The sequence below is a fragment of the Stenotrophomonas sp. STEN031 genome (assembly GCF_056759975.1).
This window is the reverse complement of sequence record NZ_JBRREA010000008.1, coordinates 80247-96481: the sequence shown is the minus strand read 5'-3', so window position 1 is coordinate 96481 and position 16235 is coordinate 80247. Positions and strand designations below refer to the sequence as shown.

The following is a 16235-nucleotide window of genomic DNA, read 5'->3' as shown; positions in this document are numbered from 1 at the left end:
TTCCATGGCAAAGACCCCTGTTGCAGACCGGCAAAGTCCTGAAAACAAGCGTGGCGCCAAGCAGCTCCCCGCCGCAGACATCGTAGGCGACCAGGCGGTCGCCAGCGAAGAAGCCGCGCGCCACGGCGAGCTGGTGGCGATGAATGCCCAGCAGAGCGCGCTGGTGGAACAATTTGGAGATGGCTTGCCGTGGCATCCGGATCACTACGAGTCAGCGATCCGCATCGAGATCGGCCGCAGTGCTGAATCCTTCCTGCGCGCCGGGCGCATGCTGCTGGTGGCGCGTGCCTGCTGCGTGCATGGCGAATGGGCCGGGATGCTGAAGCGGCTCAATTTGGGGGATGACGCTGCGCTGCGGATGATGGCGTGGGCGCGCCAGATGCAGGGGGTGGCAAATCCCGCACGCGTGCGGGATTTGCAGGCCGCTGCTTCCACCATCGGCAAGATGATTGAGCTGTCCCGGCTCCCGGAAGACCAGTTCAAACAGTTGGCCGAAGAAGGCATTACGGGCGAGCTCGACCTGGATGATGTCGCCAGCATGACTCGTGACGAACTCCGCGCGGCCGTGCGCGAGGCCCGTGCCGACCTAGAAGCGAAGGATCAGCGCATCAACAAGTTGAGCGACGATCTCAACAAAGAACACGATAAAACCACCAAAGCTCAGCGCCGGTGGAAAGCTGCAGATACCGATCAGCAGTTGGTGATCCTCAAGCAGGCGGTCACTGAAGCCGAACAAGCGGTGCTTGCTGCATACGGAAACGAGAAGTCGGGCCTGCGCGCTGCGGTTCGGGCGTTGGCTGATCACGCAGCCGACAACAGCCAGGACGGCGATGCGGCCATCTTCCTCAGCGATATGTTCGGCCGCTTGTTGACTGGCGTTCGCGTTGCGCGCGATGACGAAGAGCTGGCCATTTCTATTCCCCTCACGAACGACGGGGAGGGCTGACCGTGTCGGCCGAACTCATCCAAGCGGCTGCCGGTGAACTACTGACCGCACCGCACGGCAGTAAGGGCGTCATCGTCGCCCGGCTGGCCGAGCAGATGGGATGCTCGGTCCAGACGGTACACCGCCGACTTGCCGCTGTGACTGCGCCGGTAAAGCCCAGAAAGCGGCGCTCCGATGCGGGTGACATGGCGCTTTCGCGCGCCGAGGCAGCATCCATTGCAGCCTTGGTCGAAGAGACCAGGCGTCTGACTGGAACCGGCACCTTGCCGATAGAGGATGCAGTCGAAATCCTGCGCGCCAACGACAGGATAGAAGCCGCGCGTCTGGACAAGAGCACCGGGGAATGGCGACCGCTGAGCGTAAGCGCCATCTGCCGTTCGCTACGTGCTTACGGATTCCATGCCGATCAGCTGGCCGCACCCTCGCCAGCTGCGCGGCTGGCATCGCGGCACCCGAACCATCTATGGCAGATCGACGCATCGGTAAGCCGGCAGTTCTATCTCGCTGACGACGGCACACAGGTAATGGACAAGCGTGCGTTCTATCGCGGTAAGCCGGGCAACTTCACCAAGATCGCGGAACGGCGGCTATGGCGCTATGCGGTCACCGATCACGCTTCGGGCTGCATCGACGTGTTCTACGTGCTCGGCGCCGAGAGCAGCGCCAACCTTCTGTCCACCTTGATTCACGCAATGACGCGACGCGAGATCGGGACAATGCATGGCATCCCGAAGCTGCTGATGATGGACCCGGGTAGCGCTGTCACAGCTGGCACTACGCGCAACTTCATCGCGGCGTGCGGGATTGAACTGATCGTCAACGAGGTTGGTAACGCTCGGGCCAAAGGGCAGGTTGAGAACGCCAACTACCTGATCGAAATCCACTTCGAGGCGATGCTCAAGACACGCGCCCCGGTAACCAGCTTGGAAGAGATAAACACGCTTGCCCAAGAGTGGGTGCGTGCATACAACGCCACCCGCATCCACACCCGCACCGGCATGACACGACGTGACGGCTGGCTGCGTATCACGCCGGATCAGCTGGTTCTGGCGCCGACTATTGAAGTTCTTCGCACACTCGCGCACACCACGCCAAAAGCCTGCATGGTTCGTGACGGAATGGTCCGCTTCAAAGGATCGGTCTGGGATGTCCGTGGCATTCCCGGCTTGATCAATAACCAACGCGTCCAGGTAATCGGTAATGCGTTGGACGCCGAAGGCAGCGTGCGCGTGCTGATGCCGGGCGAGCGCGATAGCGCGCCGCTCCATTACCTTGCCCCACGCATCGGAACGCTCAATGAGTGGGGCTTCTTGGATACCGCAGCGATGGTTGGCGAGCAGTTCCGCAGCTTGCCGGAAACGCCGGCTGATGCCGCGCGCAAGGAACTGGACAGGCTTGCTATGCAAGTCGAGTCGGATGCCGAGGTTGCTGTGGCACGCAAGGCAAAGCGCGTTGCATTCGGTGGCCAGATTGACCCGATGAAGCATATTCGCGAGGCCAATATCGCGCCGAGCCTGCCGCGTTCCGGAACCATCGCCAACATCGACGCGCCGCAGGTCATCGCTGCACAGCGCATTGAGCCAGTAGCACCGCGTGCCGAGCTGGCGCCGCTGAATCACGTCGAAGCGGCGATGCGTTTGAAGCCCCTGGTGGAGCGCCTGGGCAGCACCTGGACGCCGGAAATGTACGCCCGCACTGCCGGCCAGTGGCCGGACGGGCTGCCGGTCGATGACGTCGAATCGTGGGCGGCTGTTCTGGCAGCGCCGTCGCGTGCACTGCGCATCGTGGAAGGAGGGGCCGCTTGATGCTCCGCCTGAAAGCTGTACTGCAGGAAGCCCGCATCCCGCAGGGTGCCCTTGCAGCTGCCGTTGGCATCAGCCGCCCCGCGCTCAATGGCTTGATCAACCACGGCCACCTGCCGACCGGCTGCGATGCCGCCAAGGTCCGCAGCGAGATAACGCAGTACTTGGTCCAGAAAGGCGCCCCCGCCGCCGACTGGCACCTGCAAGAGAAGGGGCCGACGTGCGTCAACACGCCGGCCCCGGTTTCCCCACCGCAAGACCCCAACTGCAACGCTGAAATCAACGACGAGGAAGAGTCCATGTTACTTCGATACCAAGCATTGACGCCCAAGGCCCGCCGGGCCTTCGGCCTGACCGGCAACCCCTTCGCCGAACCGGCGGCCGCTGACGATGTGTTCCTGTCTCCGGATATCCGCTATGTGCGCGAGAGCATGTATGCCGTTGCCCGCCACGGTGGCTTCGCCGCCGTGATCGGCGAGAGCGGCGCCGGTAAGTCCACCCTGCGGGAGGAACTACTGGACCGCATCCAGCGCGAAGAGCAGGCGGTCATCGTCATTGAGCCGTATGTGCTTGCGAGCGAGGGTAGCGACGCCGTGGGTAAGACCCTGCGCAGCCACCACATCGCCGAAGCGATCATGGCAGCAGTCGCGCCCTTGTCTAAGCCGAAGAGCAGCCCGGAGGCCCGCTTCCGCCAGTTGCACGAAGCACTGCGTGATAGCGCGCGTGCAGGCCACAGCCACGTCCTGGTCATCGAAGAGGCCCACAGCCTGCCTCTGCCCACCCTGAAGCACCTGAAGCGATTCCGCGAGCTGAAGGACGGCCTGCGCCCGCTGCTCTCCGTGATCCTGATCGGCCAGCCGGAACTGGCATTGAAGCTGTCCGAGCACAACCCGGAGGTGCGCGAGGTCGTACAGCGCATTGAAATGATCACCCTGCAGCCGCTGGATAACGAGCTGGAGGGCTACCTGCAACACCGTTTCAAGCGTGCCGGCGTACCGCTGGAAAAGGTGGTGGAGCGCAGTGCTATCGATGCCCTGCGGGCCAAGCTGGTTCCGGCGCGCGGCACTGGCTCGCTGCTCTATCCGCTGGCGGTGCAGAACGCATTGACGGCGGCAATCAACCGCGCCGCCGAGCTGGGCGTGCCGACCGTCACCGCTGATGTGATCCGGGGGGTATGACCATGGGCGCATCGAAAAAGAGCCCGGCCTATCTCGGCACCCTTGCGTTCGGTTTGGTTCTGGAGGAACGGAACCGGCAGATCGAAGCCAAAGGCTATACCCATGCCCACGATGACACGGAGCACGGAAGCGAAGAGCTGGCAGCTGCTGCTGCCTTCCACCTGCTGCCAGCATGGATGAACCCTGACGTCTGCACCGCCTCCAGCGGTGGTGGCCTGGAGCTGACGCCCCTGCAGGAGGTGGTCGGTCAGGGCGCTTGGGAAGGTATCAGTCGTGATCACGACGATCCCCAGGACGATCTTGAACTGCGCATCCGCAATGTCATCCGGGGCTGTGCCTTGGGCTTGGCCGAACTGGAACGCCTGGTGCGTATGCAGAAGGGGGGCCGCTGATATGGCGCTGACTCCCACCTCTGTTCGCGCCTACCTGCGGGCACTGTTCATCGACCAGGGCATGCCCGTGGACCGCATCACCTTGGTGCATCGGGATGTGCTGGAAACCGCCTGCATTCCGTACCGCATCGGCCAGTCCTTCAACTCGCTGCTGGACGCGCTCACCCCCGGGCAGGCGGACGCCCTGGCTGATGCCCTGCGCGACGACGAAGTGGAGGAAGTCTGACATGGCCGTCCCTACCGCTTCCCGTTGTCAGGCGCAGAAGCTCAACCGGCGCGAGCACAGCGCGCACCCAAAGCACCGGCGGCAGGCTCCGGCGTCCTCTCATAGTCCGTTCGGTCAGGTGCTCCCCCTTGGTGCCGCCCCGGTGCTGCACCGCGAGTTCGCCAAAGCCCGCATGGAGGAGACAGGCGACGAATACACGCTGGCCACCGGAACGGGCGGCGCGCCCGTGATCACTTCTTCCCGCACCGGCCGCGTCTGGACCATCGATTGGGAAGCACTGATTGACCTGGCTGTTATCGACGGCATCGACAAGGAGCACTGAACCATGTCTACGAATGTGATCAACCTGCCTCTGTGCCAGGGCCTGAAACTGGCACGTATTGCCGCCGATGAGCTGGCTGCCCAGGGCATCACGGTTTACACCGCCGAAGTCAGTAAAGGCCCGGAAGCGCCTGTACTGCACGTCAGCACCTTGCCAGCTGGTATCCCCTTCGGGCTGCGCATGCGCTACCCGGATGCCAGGGGTGGAACAGTGCTGGTGCACGCGGCCTTCTTCGAAGGTTGCCGCCTGGAATGGAGCGTGGTTCGACCGGCACGAAGTGCGAAGGGGGCCAGTCATGGCTGAGCAGCGCTTTGCCGTCGTGAAGATGGATCAGATAGGCAAGCTGGCGGGAGGCGATGCCGCTGGCCAAGACCTGCAGGAAGCGGTAATCACCGCGATGACTCAGACCAGCGCGGACAAAGAGCCCCGTTACGTCGTGCAGGTCCTGCGCCTGGTCGAGGTCGATCCCAAGCCCAACGTGATCGTCCGGGAAGTTGGAGAAGCCACCCATGCGTGACCATCGCGATAGCCGACAGGGCACCCGTGACCACCAGTTGGCGTTGCCACTCAAGCCGGTCTGCGCCTACTGCGGCAAGCCGGTCGATGAGGGCAAGTTGATCTGCCCCCCTTGCGACAACGCACCTATGCCGCCGGGTGAAGGTGCGCGGATTCTCGGTCGCCTGGACACCTGGTTCCACGAAGAGTTTCGGGTGGAGTGATGGCACGTACTGGCAGGCCTACCAATAGCCGGATCTGCACCATGCGTTTTGCGTTGTGGGCGCAGAACAAGAACCCGCGCGAGATAACAGCCGAGCTTATTGCCGGGCTATTCGGCATCAGCTTGGTATCCGCCCGCCAATGGCGCACCGATTGGTTCAACGCCATCAGCCCGATGGAAATCGAAGGTGTTCCATCGGTGCTCGGGGTTCAGTTCCCGGCAGACAGCCCCCGCTGATCCGCCACCTTACAAAGGAGCTTCACATGAATGTAAAACAGGCACCGCCGGACGGTTTCCGCGAGAACCGCAGTGGCCACTTTGTGCCAGAGGCACAGATCAAGCCCATTGATCTCTTGCGCGACGGGTTGGTCATGGAGAAGGTCACCCACGCTTTGCAGCTGCGGCAGCGGCTGCGTGACTTCAAACAACAGTTGTTCCCCGATATCGACGCATTCGTGCAGGTGAGTGCGGAGCAGTACAACGCGCGCATCGGAGGTGGCAAGGGCAATGTGGCGCTGTTCTCATTCGACGGCCGCTACAAAATGGTGCGTGCAATTCAGGACGCCATCACCTTCGACGAACGCCTGCAGGCTGCCAAGGCATTGATCGATGAGTGCCTCAACGACTGGACAGAAGGTGCTGACCCGAAGCTCAGAACGCTGGTAAACAAAGCTTTCCGCGTCGACTCTGACGGCAACATCAAGACCGGCGAAGTACTTTCGCTGCGCCAGTTGGAGTTCGACGACCCCCGTTGGCAGCAGGCAATGGTTGCGATCAGTGACGCCGTAACGGTGGTCAGCAGCAAGACTTATGTCCGCTTCTACGAGCGGGATGCGAACGGCATGTACCAGCCGATCAGCCTCGACCTGGCGGTGCTCTGAACATGAAGACCACCAACGCACTGGCCATCGCAATCGCCGATGGCGCCGCCAGGTCAGATATCGAGCTTTTTGCCGGTAGTACCAACGTAGAGGGCGTGCAGTTCTACAACACCGCCATGACCGCCCCAGGCTGTGGTCCTGATGAGCTGGAGGCGGTACAGCGCGCCGTCCAGTACATCGACCAGCGGGGGGACGTGTTCCCCTGGTATATGCAGCGCCACATCGGCGCCTCGCAGCTGGTCCGCTTCGTCGAGAAGGAGAGCAACGATGGCTGATATCCCCGCAATCCGGTCATTCAAGATCGACAACGGCTTCGATCTGTCGATCACGCTCGATATCGATACCGCTGTCTTCACTCCCGACTATGCCCGGGAAACGGCCCGCTTTTGGTCGTCGAAGGACGAGGTGCTGGATGCCTCAGACAATGACGATTACCAAGCGGTCGCGCGCTACGCCGCGAGCTGGCTGTGGGGCTATCTGATTGAAGGCTACACGGTGGCCGGCGCCTTGACTGAATTGCATGAGCAGGAAGGCTGGTGCCATCCGGGCGGCAGTGTCGGCATCTCGATCCGCGAATACGACGTGCCGGGGTTCGATGCGGCCGCTTATGAAGTGGAGGTGCTGTGATGGCACACACGCTGACCCGCACCGACCAGGTGCTGGAAGTTCTGAAGGCCGGCGGCCAGGTGCAGGCTTCCGCTGACGCGCGGTTGCTGCGCCTGGTCGACAAGACCGGCAAGGTCGTAGCGGCATGGCAGACGGCTATCAAGGCGGCCGCCAAGAAATTGGGCCTCGTCCCCGCAACTGGCGAGGCGCTGGAGTGGATCCAGACCGCGCGCGACGATATCGCACGTGGCGACCTGGTGGATGCGATGGACTCGCTGCTGGTGGCGCATCGTTGCCTGCAGACGGTGCGGCAGCAGGCACTCGCTGCCGCCGCGAGCCGGGGGGAATGAGCATGTTCCCGAAGAATGTGACGATCTTCCGCTTCCCGAGCTCGGTGGACTTCTCCGAGGTCGAAACACTCCTGCCGCTGGATGTCCTCAAGCCGGTGGGTGCGCTGGAAATGACCTCGCGCGGCTTCATTTCTCCTTTCGGGCGGGAAGAGAAGGTTCAGCTCTCCCACCGTATGGGTGATTTCCTGTGGCTGACCATCGGCACCGAAGAAAAGATCCTGCCCGGGGCTGTCGTCGGCAACAAGCTGGACGAGAAGATCCAGCAGATCGAGGCCAACGAAGGCAGGAAGGCGGGGGGCCGCGAGCGCAAGCGCCTGAAAGATGACCTCCTGCACGAGCTGATGCCGCAGGCCTTCGTCAAACAGCTGCGCACTGATGCCTTCCTTGACCTGCAGCATGGCTTCGTCGCGGTGGACACGTCGAGCTACAAGACCGGCGAGAACGTGATGAGTGATATCCGGGGGCTGCTGGGCAGCTTCCCGGCGCTTCGATTGAACGCCGAGATCGCTCCGCGCACGATCCTGACCGCCTGGATCGCAGGCGAGCCGTTGCCCGAGGGCCTGTTGCTCGGTGAAGAGGCGGAGCTGCGTGACCCGGCCGAGGGCGGCGCCAAGGTGCACTGCACCGACCAGGAACTGCGCTGTGACGAGGTCGACAAGCATCTGGACGCCGGCAAGCAGGTCACCAAGCTGGCGCTGGTGTTCGAGGACAACCTGTCATTCGTCCTCGGCGATGACCTGATTGTGCGCAAGCTGAAGTTCCTGGACGGTGCCACCGATCAGTTGGAAAACATCGACGAGGAAGGCCGCCGTGCCGAGCTGGATGCCCGCTTCGCGCTAATCAGTGGTGAACTGCGCCGCCTGTTCCTGTTGCTGGAGCGGGCCCTGAAACTGTCCAAGGCGGAGGGCTGACAGATGGGCGATATCGTCACCATGCCTGAAGAACTGCCGGCCGGCCCGCTGGGGCTGCTGCGGCTGGCCGACACCTTCTACAAGGCCGGCTATGCGTCGCTGGCCAGCGACATGCGCCGCTGGGCCGACGAGCTGGCCGTCGCCCGTGGACGCCCCAACCAGGAAGAGTTGCTGGGGGTGGCAGCACGCTATGCGGAATGGCTGAAGAACCGGGGCCGTGGCACCAGCTTCTCCACCTTCGTCAACGAGTTCGGCTATGAGGAATCCGACTGTTCCAACGTCTACCAGAACCTCATATTGCCGGCTCTCCGGCTGCTGGAGAACTTCGATGGCCGCTAAGCCCACCACGAAAGGCTGCCGCACCGGGGCAGGCGATCAGCGCCTGGCAACGATTCGGGCGGTCCAGGCCATGCGCCGCAAGCTCGACCTGGATGATTGCGCCTACCGTGACCTGGTTGAGCGGCTTTCCGCTGGCCACGGCCGCCCGGTGCGCAGCGCCGGGGATTGCACCCAGGCCCAGCTCGACGCGGTGGCCTCTGAGCTGCGGCAGAAGCTGGGCCAGCCCGTCCGCTCCAGCTGGAAGGGCAAGCCCAAGGCCGGCCCGCAGGACCGGGAGGCCCGTATGCGCAAGATCGAGGCACTGATCGCTGACCAAGGGCGTGGGTGGGAATACGCACATGCCCTGGCGCGGAACATCGCCAAGGTCGAGCGGCTAGAGTTCTGCGACGCGGCGGCCCTCGGCAAGATCATCGCTGCGCTGGAATATGACATTCGCCGCCACCCCGAGCGCAGCCGCACGGGCTATAAGCCGGAGCCCCGCTGACCCGTGAACGCAACGGATGCCCTCCGCAATGAGTTCTTGACCGATGTGGCTGAAGCCGCTGAGCGAACTGCCCGTGCCCACGGCATCGACCAGGCCCTGGCCGAGCAGATCGGTGCGGCAGTAGCTGACATGATGTGCGTCGAGTACGCGGGCATCCGGATCTATATAAACCTCGACCTGGCCTTCAAGCTGGCCCCCCGCGACCGTGAAATCTGCCGGTTGCGGGCCGATGGCAAGACCATCCCAGAGCTCGCCAAAGCCTTCTCGCTCTCCGAGGAGCGCATCCGGCAGATCATCCGTCGTCGAGATGCCCGAGACCCTGACTTTGACCAAGGTCAGTTGTTCTAGAATGTCCGCAACGCTCTAATTTGCCGTCCATACGTTTTACGCCACGCGCAACAACGTTTCCGACGCCATCCAGAATCAGCCGTGTTCTTCCGACCTCTTCCGGCTAGATATCTCAACATCCCCCCTGATATATCTCACCCCTGCACAGCAAGGGCAGGATCAAAAGCGAACCCCTCCCCGGCCCTCACCTACGCACTGCGTGCGCAAGGGAGGGAGCAGGCTTCGCCCCCTCCCTTTGGCGCAGCCAAGGGGAGGGTTGGGGAGGGGTCGGTTTTTGAATTTGGCTACAGCTCAAGCGCAAGAAGCACCAAGAACACGCACGCGGCCGGCAATTCCCAGGCCTGTTCCGGAACTAGATACCCGGCGGCAAGGTCACTTCAAAACGGGCGCCGCCCAGCTCTTCCGAACGCTTGACCTGCAGCTCACCGCGATAGGCCTTGATCAGGTCCTGCACGATCGACAGACCAATGCCGTGGCCCTGCACGCGCTCATCGCCGCGCACGCCACGCTGCAGCACCTTGGCGATATTGTCCTCGGCAATGCCCGGGCCATCATCGTCCACTGCCAACGCCAGGCCTGCGCGCTTGCCATTGCCAGCGGTGATCGGCTTGGCGGTCAGCAGCACGCGTCGGTTGGCCCATTTGAAGGCGTTCTCCAACAGGTTGCCCAGCAGTTCCTGCAGGTCGCCCGGCTCGCCGTAGAAGTTCACCCCCGGCGCCACCTCGAACTCGCAGAACACGCCCTTGGCGGCGTAGACCTTCTCCAGCCCGCGCACGATTTCCTCGGCGGTGGTTTCGATCGGCACCGGTGCCGAGAACAGCTTGTGCCCGGACGATGCCGCGCGTGCCAGCTGGTAGGACACCAGGTTGTTCATGCGCTGCAACTGCACGCCCACTTCCTCGCGCAGCTCGCTCTCATTGCTGGTACCGCTTTCCAACTCGTTGCGCAGCACCGCCAGCGGTGTCTTCAGGCTGTGCGCCAGATCGGCCAGGGTATTGCGCTGGCGCTCCAGGTTCTCGCGCTCGCTCTCGATGAAGGCGTTGATGCTTTCGGTCAGCGGCTCCAGCTCGCGCGGATGCAGTTCGCTCATGCGTTCGCGTTCGCCGCGCTGCACGCGGGTCAGTTCGTTGATCACGCGCTTGAGCGGACGCAGGCTCCACTGCAGCACCAGCGTCTGCAGCAGCAACAGGATCAGGCCGGTAACACCCAGCCAGAACCACACCGCCGCACGGAAACTGCGCAGCTGCATGCCCAGCGCGCGCGAATCCTCAAGCACATAGATGGTGTACGGAAACTCGGATTCGGGCGCGCCATCGCCGCCCCATACCAGGCCCATGCCGTAGCGATAGACCTCGCCGGGCGTGCCGTCGATCTGGGTGATGGGCAAGGGGCCTTCGAATACTTCCTCGCGCGGCTTGAGCGTGTGCTCGCTCACGTCCGGCAGCATCGGGCCTTCGGCCGACATCGAGTTGGCGACATGGCCGGGCATCACCACCTGCAGGTACAGGCCGCTGCCGGGCACATCGAAACGCGGATCCGGTGGCTGTTCGCGGATGTACAGCGAGCCATCACGGGTGAAATCGATGCCACCGGCATAGGCGGTGGCGTAGTTCTTCAGGCGCTCGCTGAGGTTGTCACGCGCGGTCTGGCCAAAGGCCGCATCCAGCGCGTAACCGGCCAGGGCCAGGAAGGCCACAAGGCCCACCGACGCCGCCAACAGCTGGCGGGCCTGCAGGGAGCGGGGCCGCCAACGCTTCAATAGCCACTGACGGCCCGTCATCACGCTCTACCCCTTGGCGGGGCTCAGCCCTCGTTGCGCGGAATCGCGAAGCGGTAGCCGCGACCACGCACGGTTTCGATCGGCTTGAGCTCGCCGTCCGGGTCGAGCTTCTTGCGCAGGCGGCCGATGAACACTTCCAGCACGTTCGAGTCGCGGTCGAAATCCTGCTGGTAGATGTGCTCGGTCAGGTCGGCCTTGGAGACCAGCTCACCGGCATGCATCATCAGGTATTCCAGCACCTTGTACTCGTAGCTGGTGAGGTCGACATTGCTGCCGGCCACGCTCACCGTCTGGGCGGCCAGATCCAGCGCCACCGGGCCACATTCCAGGGTCGGCTTGGACCAGCCAGCGGCGCGGCGCAGCAGCGCGTTGACGCGAGCCAGCAGCTCTTCCACATGGAACGGCTTGACCAGGTAGTCATCGGCGCCCTGCTTCAGGCCCTCGACCTTGTCCTGCCAGCTGGAACGTGCGGTCAGGATCAGCACCGGGAATTTCTTGCCCTCGTCACGCAGCGCGCGGATCAGCTCCATGCCCGACATCTTGGGCAGGCCCAGATCGATGATGCCCACGTCGAACGGCACTTCGCGGCCCATATACAGGCCTTCCTCGCCATCCTGAGCGGCATCCACGGCAAAACCTTCGCGCTTGAGGCGGGCCGCAAGGGTTTCCCGCAGCGGGGCTTCGTCTTCAACCAGAAGGATACGCATGAACTCTCCCTAGTACTTTGGGCCGGCCAAGCGGCCAGCGTGTGTATTCAAAACCCACAACCACTATCGCTGTTCAGGAGTTATCGCCGCGTGGTGGCAGCTCCGCCCGCTGGTCGCGCGGGTGGTCTCGTGAAGGCGAAGGGTCGTCCATGTAGCGTACGCGCCCACGGTCATCCATGTATTTGACACGATTGATGTCGCGGCCGTCATACGGCACGCGCTCCGCGCCAAGAATGCGCCCACCGGTCTCGCGTTGCACGCGCCGCACGGCATCGGACAGCGAGCGGTCTGCACCGCCCTGACGGCCCGCGCGTGCAACGCGCTCACCGCCGTCCATGCCACGGGCGTGCTCGCCCCGCGACTGTTGCGGCTGCTGCGCCGACGCCACGACCACGCCCGGACCGGCCACGACCAACGTGGCAATCAGGGCGACCAGCAGACGACGACGGGAAAGCGAATGCATGGGACAGATCCTAGCGGACGGCGAGGCAACGTTCAAAATTCGTAAACCACGACCCCTGAAAATTTCCCCGAGGCCTTACGAAATCGAGCCAAATTCTTGATTTTTAGGGGTGAATCCGATCTGAACCCGTCCCCTCGCCCTGCCTGCTCGTTCAGCAAGCTGACCAAACATGTCCTGCGGCGCCGCCTCCATCGACCGCTCAGGCAACCCGTGCGGCCTGCTGGCGGGTGACCTCCAGTGCCTGCTCGACCAGTGCCCAGTCGGCACCCGGCCGGTGCGCGCCCTCGCTGAGCACCTGGCGGAAACCGCGCCCGCCCGGCTGGCCATGGAACAGGCCGAGCACGTGGCGGGTGATGTGCTTCAAGGCCAGGCCGGCACCCAGCTGTGCCTCGACATAGGGCCGCAGCGCAATCAGCAGTTCCTCGCGGCCGCGCAGCGGCTGCCCGGTCTGCGCGCAGTCCAGGGCATGCAGCACGTAGGGGTCGTGATAGGCCGCACGGCCGAGCATCACCCCGTCCATGTGCTGCATGTGCTGCTGTGCGGCCTCGACCGTGGCGATGCCACCGTTGATCACCAACGGCAGCGTCGGACGCTCACGCTTGAGCTGGTAGGCCCATTCATAGCGGAGCGGCGGGATCTCGCGGTTTTCCTTGGGCGACAAGCCCTTGAGCCAGGCATTGCGGGCATGCACCACCACCATCGCAGCGCCGGCCTGGACCTGCCGGTCCACAAAACCGGCAAACACGTCGTAGTCCTTGTCCTCGTCCACACCCAGGCGGCATTTGACCGTGATCGGGATATCCACCGCCGCCACCATCGCCGCGACGCATTCAGCAACCAATTCAGGTTCGCGCATCAGGCAGGCACCGAAGCGCCCGGCCTGGACCCGGTCAGACGGGCAGCCACAATTGAGGTTGACCTCGTCATAGCCCCACTCGGCGGCAATTCGGGCAGCCTGGGCCAGCGCATCGGGATCGCTGCCACCCAGCTGCAGGGCCAGCGGCTGCTCGACCGGGTTGAAACCGATAAGCCGCTCGCGGTCGCCATGGATCACCGCATTGGCATGCACCATCTCGGTATACAGCCGCGCGCCCGGCGCCAACAGCCGGTGGAACACCCGGCAATGCCGGTCCGTCCAGTCCATCATCGGGGCAACGGACAGGCGCAGGGAGTCGGCGTAGCGGGTGGCAGGCGAGGCGGAAAGCTGGGACATGATCGGATCGAAAGTCAGGTGGCTGTGCGGCCTCAACGGGCGCCAGCGGGGAACTCGGGCTGCAAAGAGTAAACGACCGGGCTGAACCCCGCCGGTCCATGATCGTGGCAGCCAGTTGGCGAAAGCCAAGGGGGCACCTCCACACGCCAGCTCATGCAGGATGCCTGGGCCGCAGCCTGACAGCCGGTCGTCCAGCGCTCTTACCCCGCACATGGGCCGCCGCAAGGGGGCGTGGCTGCCCCATTTGCAGGGGATATGGCCCAGCGGTTCAGCGCACTCTTACGGTCTGCGGCGATAACAGGCGGGTAAACGTCACCGATCACAGCACGAGCCGTCTCTTGGATACTGCCACCGCTCCCCGTTCCGACCTGCTGGCCGGGCTTTCCGACGCCCAACGCGACAGCCTGCTTGCCCGGATGCGGCGACTGCAACTGCGCAAGGGCGAGCACCTGGTACGCCAGGGCGAGGCCGCCAATCATGTCTACTACGTGCTGCGCGGGCGCTTTGAGGTGCTGCTCGGTGGCCGTCACCTGGTGGCCGAGATCGGAGCGGGGGAACCGGTCGGCGAGATCGCCTTCTTTGGTGGCCTGCCGCGTACCGCCGATGTGGTCGCCAGCCGCGACTCGGAGGTATTGGAGCTCAGCCGCGACAGCTTTGAGCATGTGTCGGCAGCGCAGCCGGACTTCACCCAGTCGATCCTGCGCATCCTCGGCCGTCGCCTGGCCGCCACCACCTCGGCGGCGGCGGCGATGGCACCCCGCATCGCCGATGCCATCGGACTGTGCCCGGCCGGCACCGCCCCCATCCCCGCGCAACTGGTCGAACAGCTGCTGCAGGCTTTGCGCGCCAGCGGCACCGCCACCGGCGTCTTGCGTGCAGGCGACCTGCCGGGCGACGTCGCCGTTGACAACGAACAGCAGCTCTCGCAGTGGTTGGGCATGCAGGAACATGCCGGCAGCAAGCTGTTGCTGGTAGCGGGTGACGGCAATGCCGCCTGGGACCGCGCCGCGCTGCGCCATTGCGACCAGTTGCTGCTGTGCGGCCGCCAAGACCTGGCGCATACCGGGCCGGTGCCGCTGAGTGCGCTTGAAGCCTATGCGCTGCCCTTGTTCCGGCCACGCCAGGTTGGTCTGCTGCTGTGGCGCGAACACGGTGGTGACGCGATCCGCCACACCCGTCATTGGCTGCAGGAGCGGCCATTGCACCTGCATCACCACCTGGCGCTGCAACAGCCGCGCGACTACGCGCGCGTGGCGCGACTGCTCACCGGCCGCGGACTGGGCGCGGTGCTCGGCGGCGGCGGCGCGCTGGGCGCAGGCCATATCGGCACCTTGCGGGCGCTGTCCGAAGCAGGCATCGAGCTGGACATCATCGGCGGCACGTCGATCGGCTCGGTGGTCGGCCATGCCTATGCGGCCGGCAACGACGCCGCGGCGATGATGCAGGACTACGAGCAGTTCTTCCTGCGCAACAAGGCGCTGGGGCGCTTCACCCTGCCCTGGTACAGCCTGCTCGACCACCGCCACCTGGATGCCTGCATGCAGGCACAGCTCGGCGATGCACGCCTGGAAGACCTTCCGCTGAACTACTTCGCGGTGGGGGCCAACCTGTCCACCAACGAGTTGGAAGTGGTGCGCCACGGCCTGACCTGGCAGGCGCTGCGCATTTCAACCGCCATCCCGGTGGCGCTGCCGCCGTGGATCAACGAACAAGGACAGGTGCTGGTCGATGGCGGGGTGATGAACAACGTGCCGATCTCGGTGATGCGCGCCATCAAGAGCGGACCCAACATCGTGTCGATGCTGTCGCCGGGCAACGAGTGGCGGGTGCGGAGTGCCTACGGCAACGTACCGTCGCGCCTGTCACTGGCTTGGCAGCTGCTGCGCGGGCGGCGCAGGGGCGATGACTTCCCGCGTATTGGTGAGGTGGCGGCGCGTTCGATGCAGATCACCTCCGGGCGCATGCTGCGCGGCACCGGTCTTGGCAGCGACCTGCTGCTGAAACCACCCACCGTCCCGGGGATGGGCCTGCTCGCCTTCAAGCTGGGCCGTGCGCAGGAACAGGCCGGTTATGAATACACGCTGCGTTTCCTCGACAAGGCCGGCGGCCTGGACGGCATCAACGCCTGGCGCCGCGGCGAAGTGATGCCCGGCTTCGAGGATTGATGCCGCGCAAGACCGGCGATCAGGGCAAGGGGCCGAACACCAGCAACAAGGCCACCCACACAAATTTGCAGACGATGTGCAGCAGCTGGTCGACGTTGTAGCTGATGCGATGGCCGCACTTGAGGTCATCGATCAAAGCATGTGCCAGCGCTTCGAACAGGCCCAGCAACATGCTGCCGGTGACCCAGCCCACCACCCCACCGTGGATCACCGCATGCGCGCCCAATGCCTGGTACCACGGCACCCCGGCCAGCGGCGCGAAGCGGTTCTTGGCCCTGGACAGAAACTCGCCCTGCAACGGGTAATCCGCCAATGCATGGCCGACGATCAACAACACAAACGTGGTCAACGACGGAATCAGGGACATGTGCCGATTGGGTTCAGGTCAGGGGTTGAGTCTGGCA

Annotated in this window: 24 protein-coding genes; 19 read left to right on the top strand and 5 right to left on the bottom strand. The window is 64.2% G+C overall.

What is annotated here, in order from left to right; translation table 11 throughout:
* Nucleotides 1–4 precede the first annotated feature (4 nt).
* Genes ACVOLQ_RS05655 through ACVOLQ_RS05570 form a run of 18 tightly spaced genes read left to right on the top strand, consistent with a single transcriptional unit; the run spans nt 5 to nt 9503 of the window.
* Nucleotides 5–946, top strand: a complete 942-nt coding sequence (locus ACVOLQ_RS05655) for a hypothetical protein (RefSeq protein WP_481527396.1) — start codon at nt 5–7, stop codon at nt 944–946.
* A gap of 2 nt (nt 947–948) precedes the next feature.
* Entirely contained in the window at nt 949–2751 is a 1803-nt protein-coding gene (locus ACVOLQ_RS05650) for a hypothetical protein (RefSeq protein WP_481527395.1), read from the top strand.
* On the top strand, nt 2751–3926 hold the full coding sequence (locus ACVOLQ_RS05645; RefSeq protein WP_481527394.1) for an ExeA family protein: 1176 nt from the start codon (nt 2751–2753) through the stop codon (nt 3924–3926). Before ACVOLQ_RS05650 ends, ACVOLQ_RS05645 begins: the two co-directional genes overlap by 1 nt.
* Nucleotides 3923–4318: a hypothetical protein gene (locus ACVOLQ_RS05640; RefSeq protein ID WP_481527393.1), complete on the top strand. Its 396-nt coding sequence runs from the start codon at nt 3923–3925 to the stop codon at nt 4316–4318. The genes ACVOLQ_RS05645 and ACVOLQ_RS05640 overlap by 4 nt, the downstream gene beginning before the upstream one ends.
* Before the next feature lies 1 nt (nt 4319).
* On the top strand, nt 4320–4544 hold the full coding sequence (locus ACVOLQ_RS05635; RefSeq protein WP_481527392.1) for a hypothetical protein: 225 nt from the start codon (nt 4320–4322) through the stop codon (nt 4542–4544).
* A gap of 1 nt (nt 4545) precedes the next feature.
* Entirely contained in the window at nt 4546–4866 is a 321-nt protein-coding gene (locus ACVOLQ_RS05630; protein ID WP_481527391.1) for a hypothetical protein, read from the top strand.
* Nucleotides 4867–4869: 3 nt separating this feature from the next.
* Nucleotides 4870–5169: a hypothetical protein gene (locus tag ACVOLQ_RS05625; RefSeq protein WP_481527390.1), complete on the top strand. Its 300-nt coding sequence runs from the start codon at nt 4870–4872 to the stop codon at nt 5167–5169.
* The gene (locus ACVOLQ_RS05620) at nt 5162–5383 is read left to right on the top strand and encodes a hypothetical protein (protein ID WP_481527389.1); all 222 of its coding nucleotides are present in this window, start codon (nt 5162–5164) and stop codon (nt 5381–5383) included. The genes ACVOLQ_RS05625 and ACVOLQ_RS05620 overlap by 8 nt, the downstream gene beginning before the upstream one ends.
* Nucleotides 5376–5585 (top strand): hypothetical protein, encoded by a 210-nt coding sequence (locus tag ACVOLQ_RS05615; protein WP_481527388.1) that lies wholly within the window; start codon nt 5376–5378, stop codon nt 5583–5585. The genes ACVOLQ_RS05620 and ACVOLQ_RS05615 overlap by 8 nt, the downstream gene beginning before the upstream one ends.
* A 41-nt stretch (nt 5586–5626) precedes the next feature.
* Nucleotides 5627–5821, top strand: a complete 195-nt coding sequence (locus tag ACVOLQ_RS05610) for a hypothetical protein (protein ID WP_481527387.1) — start codon at nt 5627–5629, stop codon at nt 5819–5821.
* Between the two features lie 26 nt (nt 5822–5847).
* Entirely contained in the window at nt 5848–6465 is a 618-nt protein-coding gene (locus ACVOLQ_RS05605; RefSeq protein ID WP_481527386.1) for a DUF3164 family protein, read from the top strand.
* A 2-nt stretch (nt 6466–6467) separates the two neighbouring features.
* Nucleotides 6468–6740 (top strand): hypothetical protein, encoded by a 273-nt coding sequence (locus tag ACVOLQ_RS05600; RefSeq protein WP_481527385.1) that lies wholly within the window; start codon nt 6468–6470, stop codon nt 6738–6740.
* Complete coding sequence (locus ACVOLQ_RS05595) at nt 6733–7092, top strand: DUF2528 family protein (protein ID WP_481527384.1); 360 nt, start codon at nt 6733–6735, stop codon at nt 7090–7092. Before ACVOLQ_RS05600 ends, ACVOLQ_RS05595 begins: the two co-directional genes overlap by 8 nt.
* On the top strand, nt 7092–7421 hold the full coding sequence (locus ACVOLQ_RS05590) for a hypothetical protein (protein ID WP_481527383.1): 330 nt from the start codon (nt 7092–7094) through the stop codon (nt 7419–7421). Before ACVOLQ_RS05595 ends, ACVOLQ_RS05590 begins: the two co-directional genes overlap by 1 nt.
* A gap of 2 nt (nt 7422–7423) precedes the next feature.
* Nucleotides 7424–8332, top strand: coding sequence for a recombination-associated protein RdgC (locus ACVOLQ_RS05585; protein WP_481527382.1), 909 nt, complete (start codon nt 7424–7426; stop codon nt 8330–8332).
* 3 nt (nt 8333–8335) lie between these two features.
* Nucleotides 8336–8671, top strand: coding sequence for a hypothetical protein (locus ACVOLQ_RS05580; RefSeq protein WP_481527381.1), 336 nt, complete (start codon nt 8336–8338; stop codon nt 8669–8671).
* The gene (locus ACVOLQ_RS05575) at nt 8661–9155 is read left to right on the top strand and encodes a phage protein GemA/Gp16 family protein (protein WP_481527380.1); all 495 of its coding nucleotides are present in this window, start codon (nt 8661–8663) and stop codon (nt 9153–9155) included. Before ACVOLQ_RS05580 ends, ACVOLQ_RS05575 begins: the two co-directional genes overlap by 11 nt.
* Before the next feature lie 3 nt (nt 9156–9158).
* The gene (locus ACVOLQ_RS05570) at nt 9159–9503 is read left to right on the top strand and encodes a Mor transcription activator family protein (protein ID WP_481527379.1); all 345 of its coding nucleotides are present in this window, start codon (nt 9159–9161) and stop codon (nt 9501–9503) included.
* 352 nt (nt 9504–9855) lie between these two features.
* Here the strand turns inward: ACVOLQ_RS05570 and ACVOLQ_RS05565 are convergent, their stop codons facing one another.
* From ACVOLQ_RS05565 to dusA, 4 genes are all read right to left on the bottom strand, one after another.
* Nucleotides 9856–11283 (bottom strand): ATP-binding protein, encoded by a 1428-nt coding sequence (locus ACVOLQ_RS05565; protein WP_313171216.1) that lies wholly within the window; start codon nt 11281–11283, stop codon nt 9856–9858.
* Nucleotides 11284–11306: 23 nt separating this feature from the next.
* Nucleotides 11307–11990 (bottom strand): response regulator transcription factor, encoded by a 684-nt coding sequence (locus tag ACVOLQ_RS05560; RefSeq protein ID WP_057627010.1) that lies wholly within the window; start codon nt 11988–11990, stop codon nt 11307–11309.
* Between the two features lie 73 nt (nt 11991–12063).
* Nucleotides 12064–12453 carry a PepSY domain-containing protein gene (locus ACVOLQ_RS05555; RefSeq protein WP_313171218.1) on the bottom strand — a complete coding sequence of 130 codons (390 nt, stop codon included), beginning with the start codon at nt 12451–12453 and terminating at the stop codon, nt 12064–12066.
* A 199-nt stretch (nt 12454–12652) separates the two neighbouring features.
* Entirely contained in the window at nt 12653–13666 is a 1014-nt protein-coding gene (gene dusA, locus ACVOLQ_RS05550) for a tRNA dihydrouridine(20/20a) synthase DusA (protein ID WP_481527378.1), read from the bottom strand.
* 338 nt (nt 13667–14004) lie between these two features.
* Between dusA and ACVOLQ_RS05545 the strand changes: the two genes are divergently transcribed.
* Nucleotides 14005–15831: a cyclic nucleotide-binding and patatin-like phospholipase domain-containing protein gene (locus tag ACVOLQ_RS05545; protein ID WP_481527377.1), complete on the top strand. Its 1827-nt coding sequence runs from the start codon at nt 14005–14007 to the stop codon at nt 15829–15831.
* 19 nt (nt 15832–15850) lie between these two features.
* Here the strand turns inward: ACVOLQ_RS05545 and ACVOLQ_RS05540 are convergent, their stop codons facing one another.
* Complete coding sequence (locus ACVOLQ_RS05540; RefSeq protein ID WP_313493702.1) at nt 15851–16198, bottom strand: DUF3307 domain-containing protein; 348 nt, start codon at nt 16196–16198, stop codon at nt 15851–15853.
* Between the last annotated feature and the right edge of the window lie 37 nt (nt 16199–16235).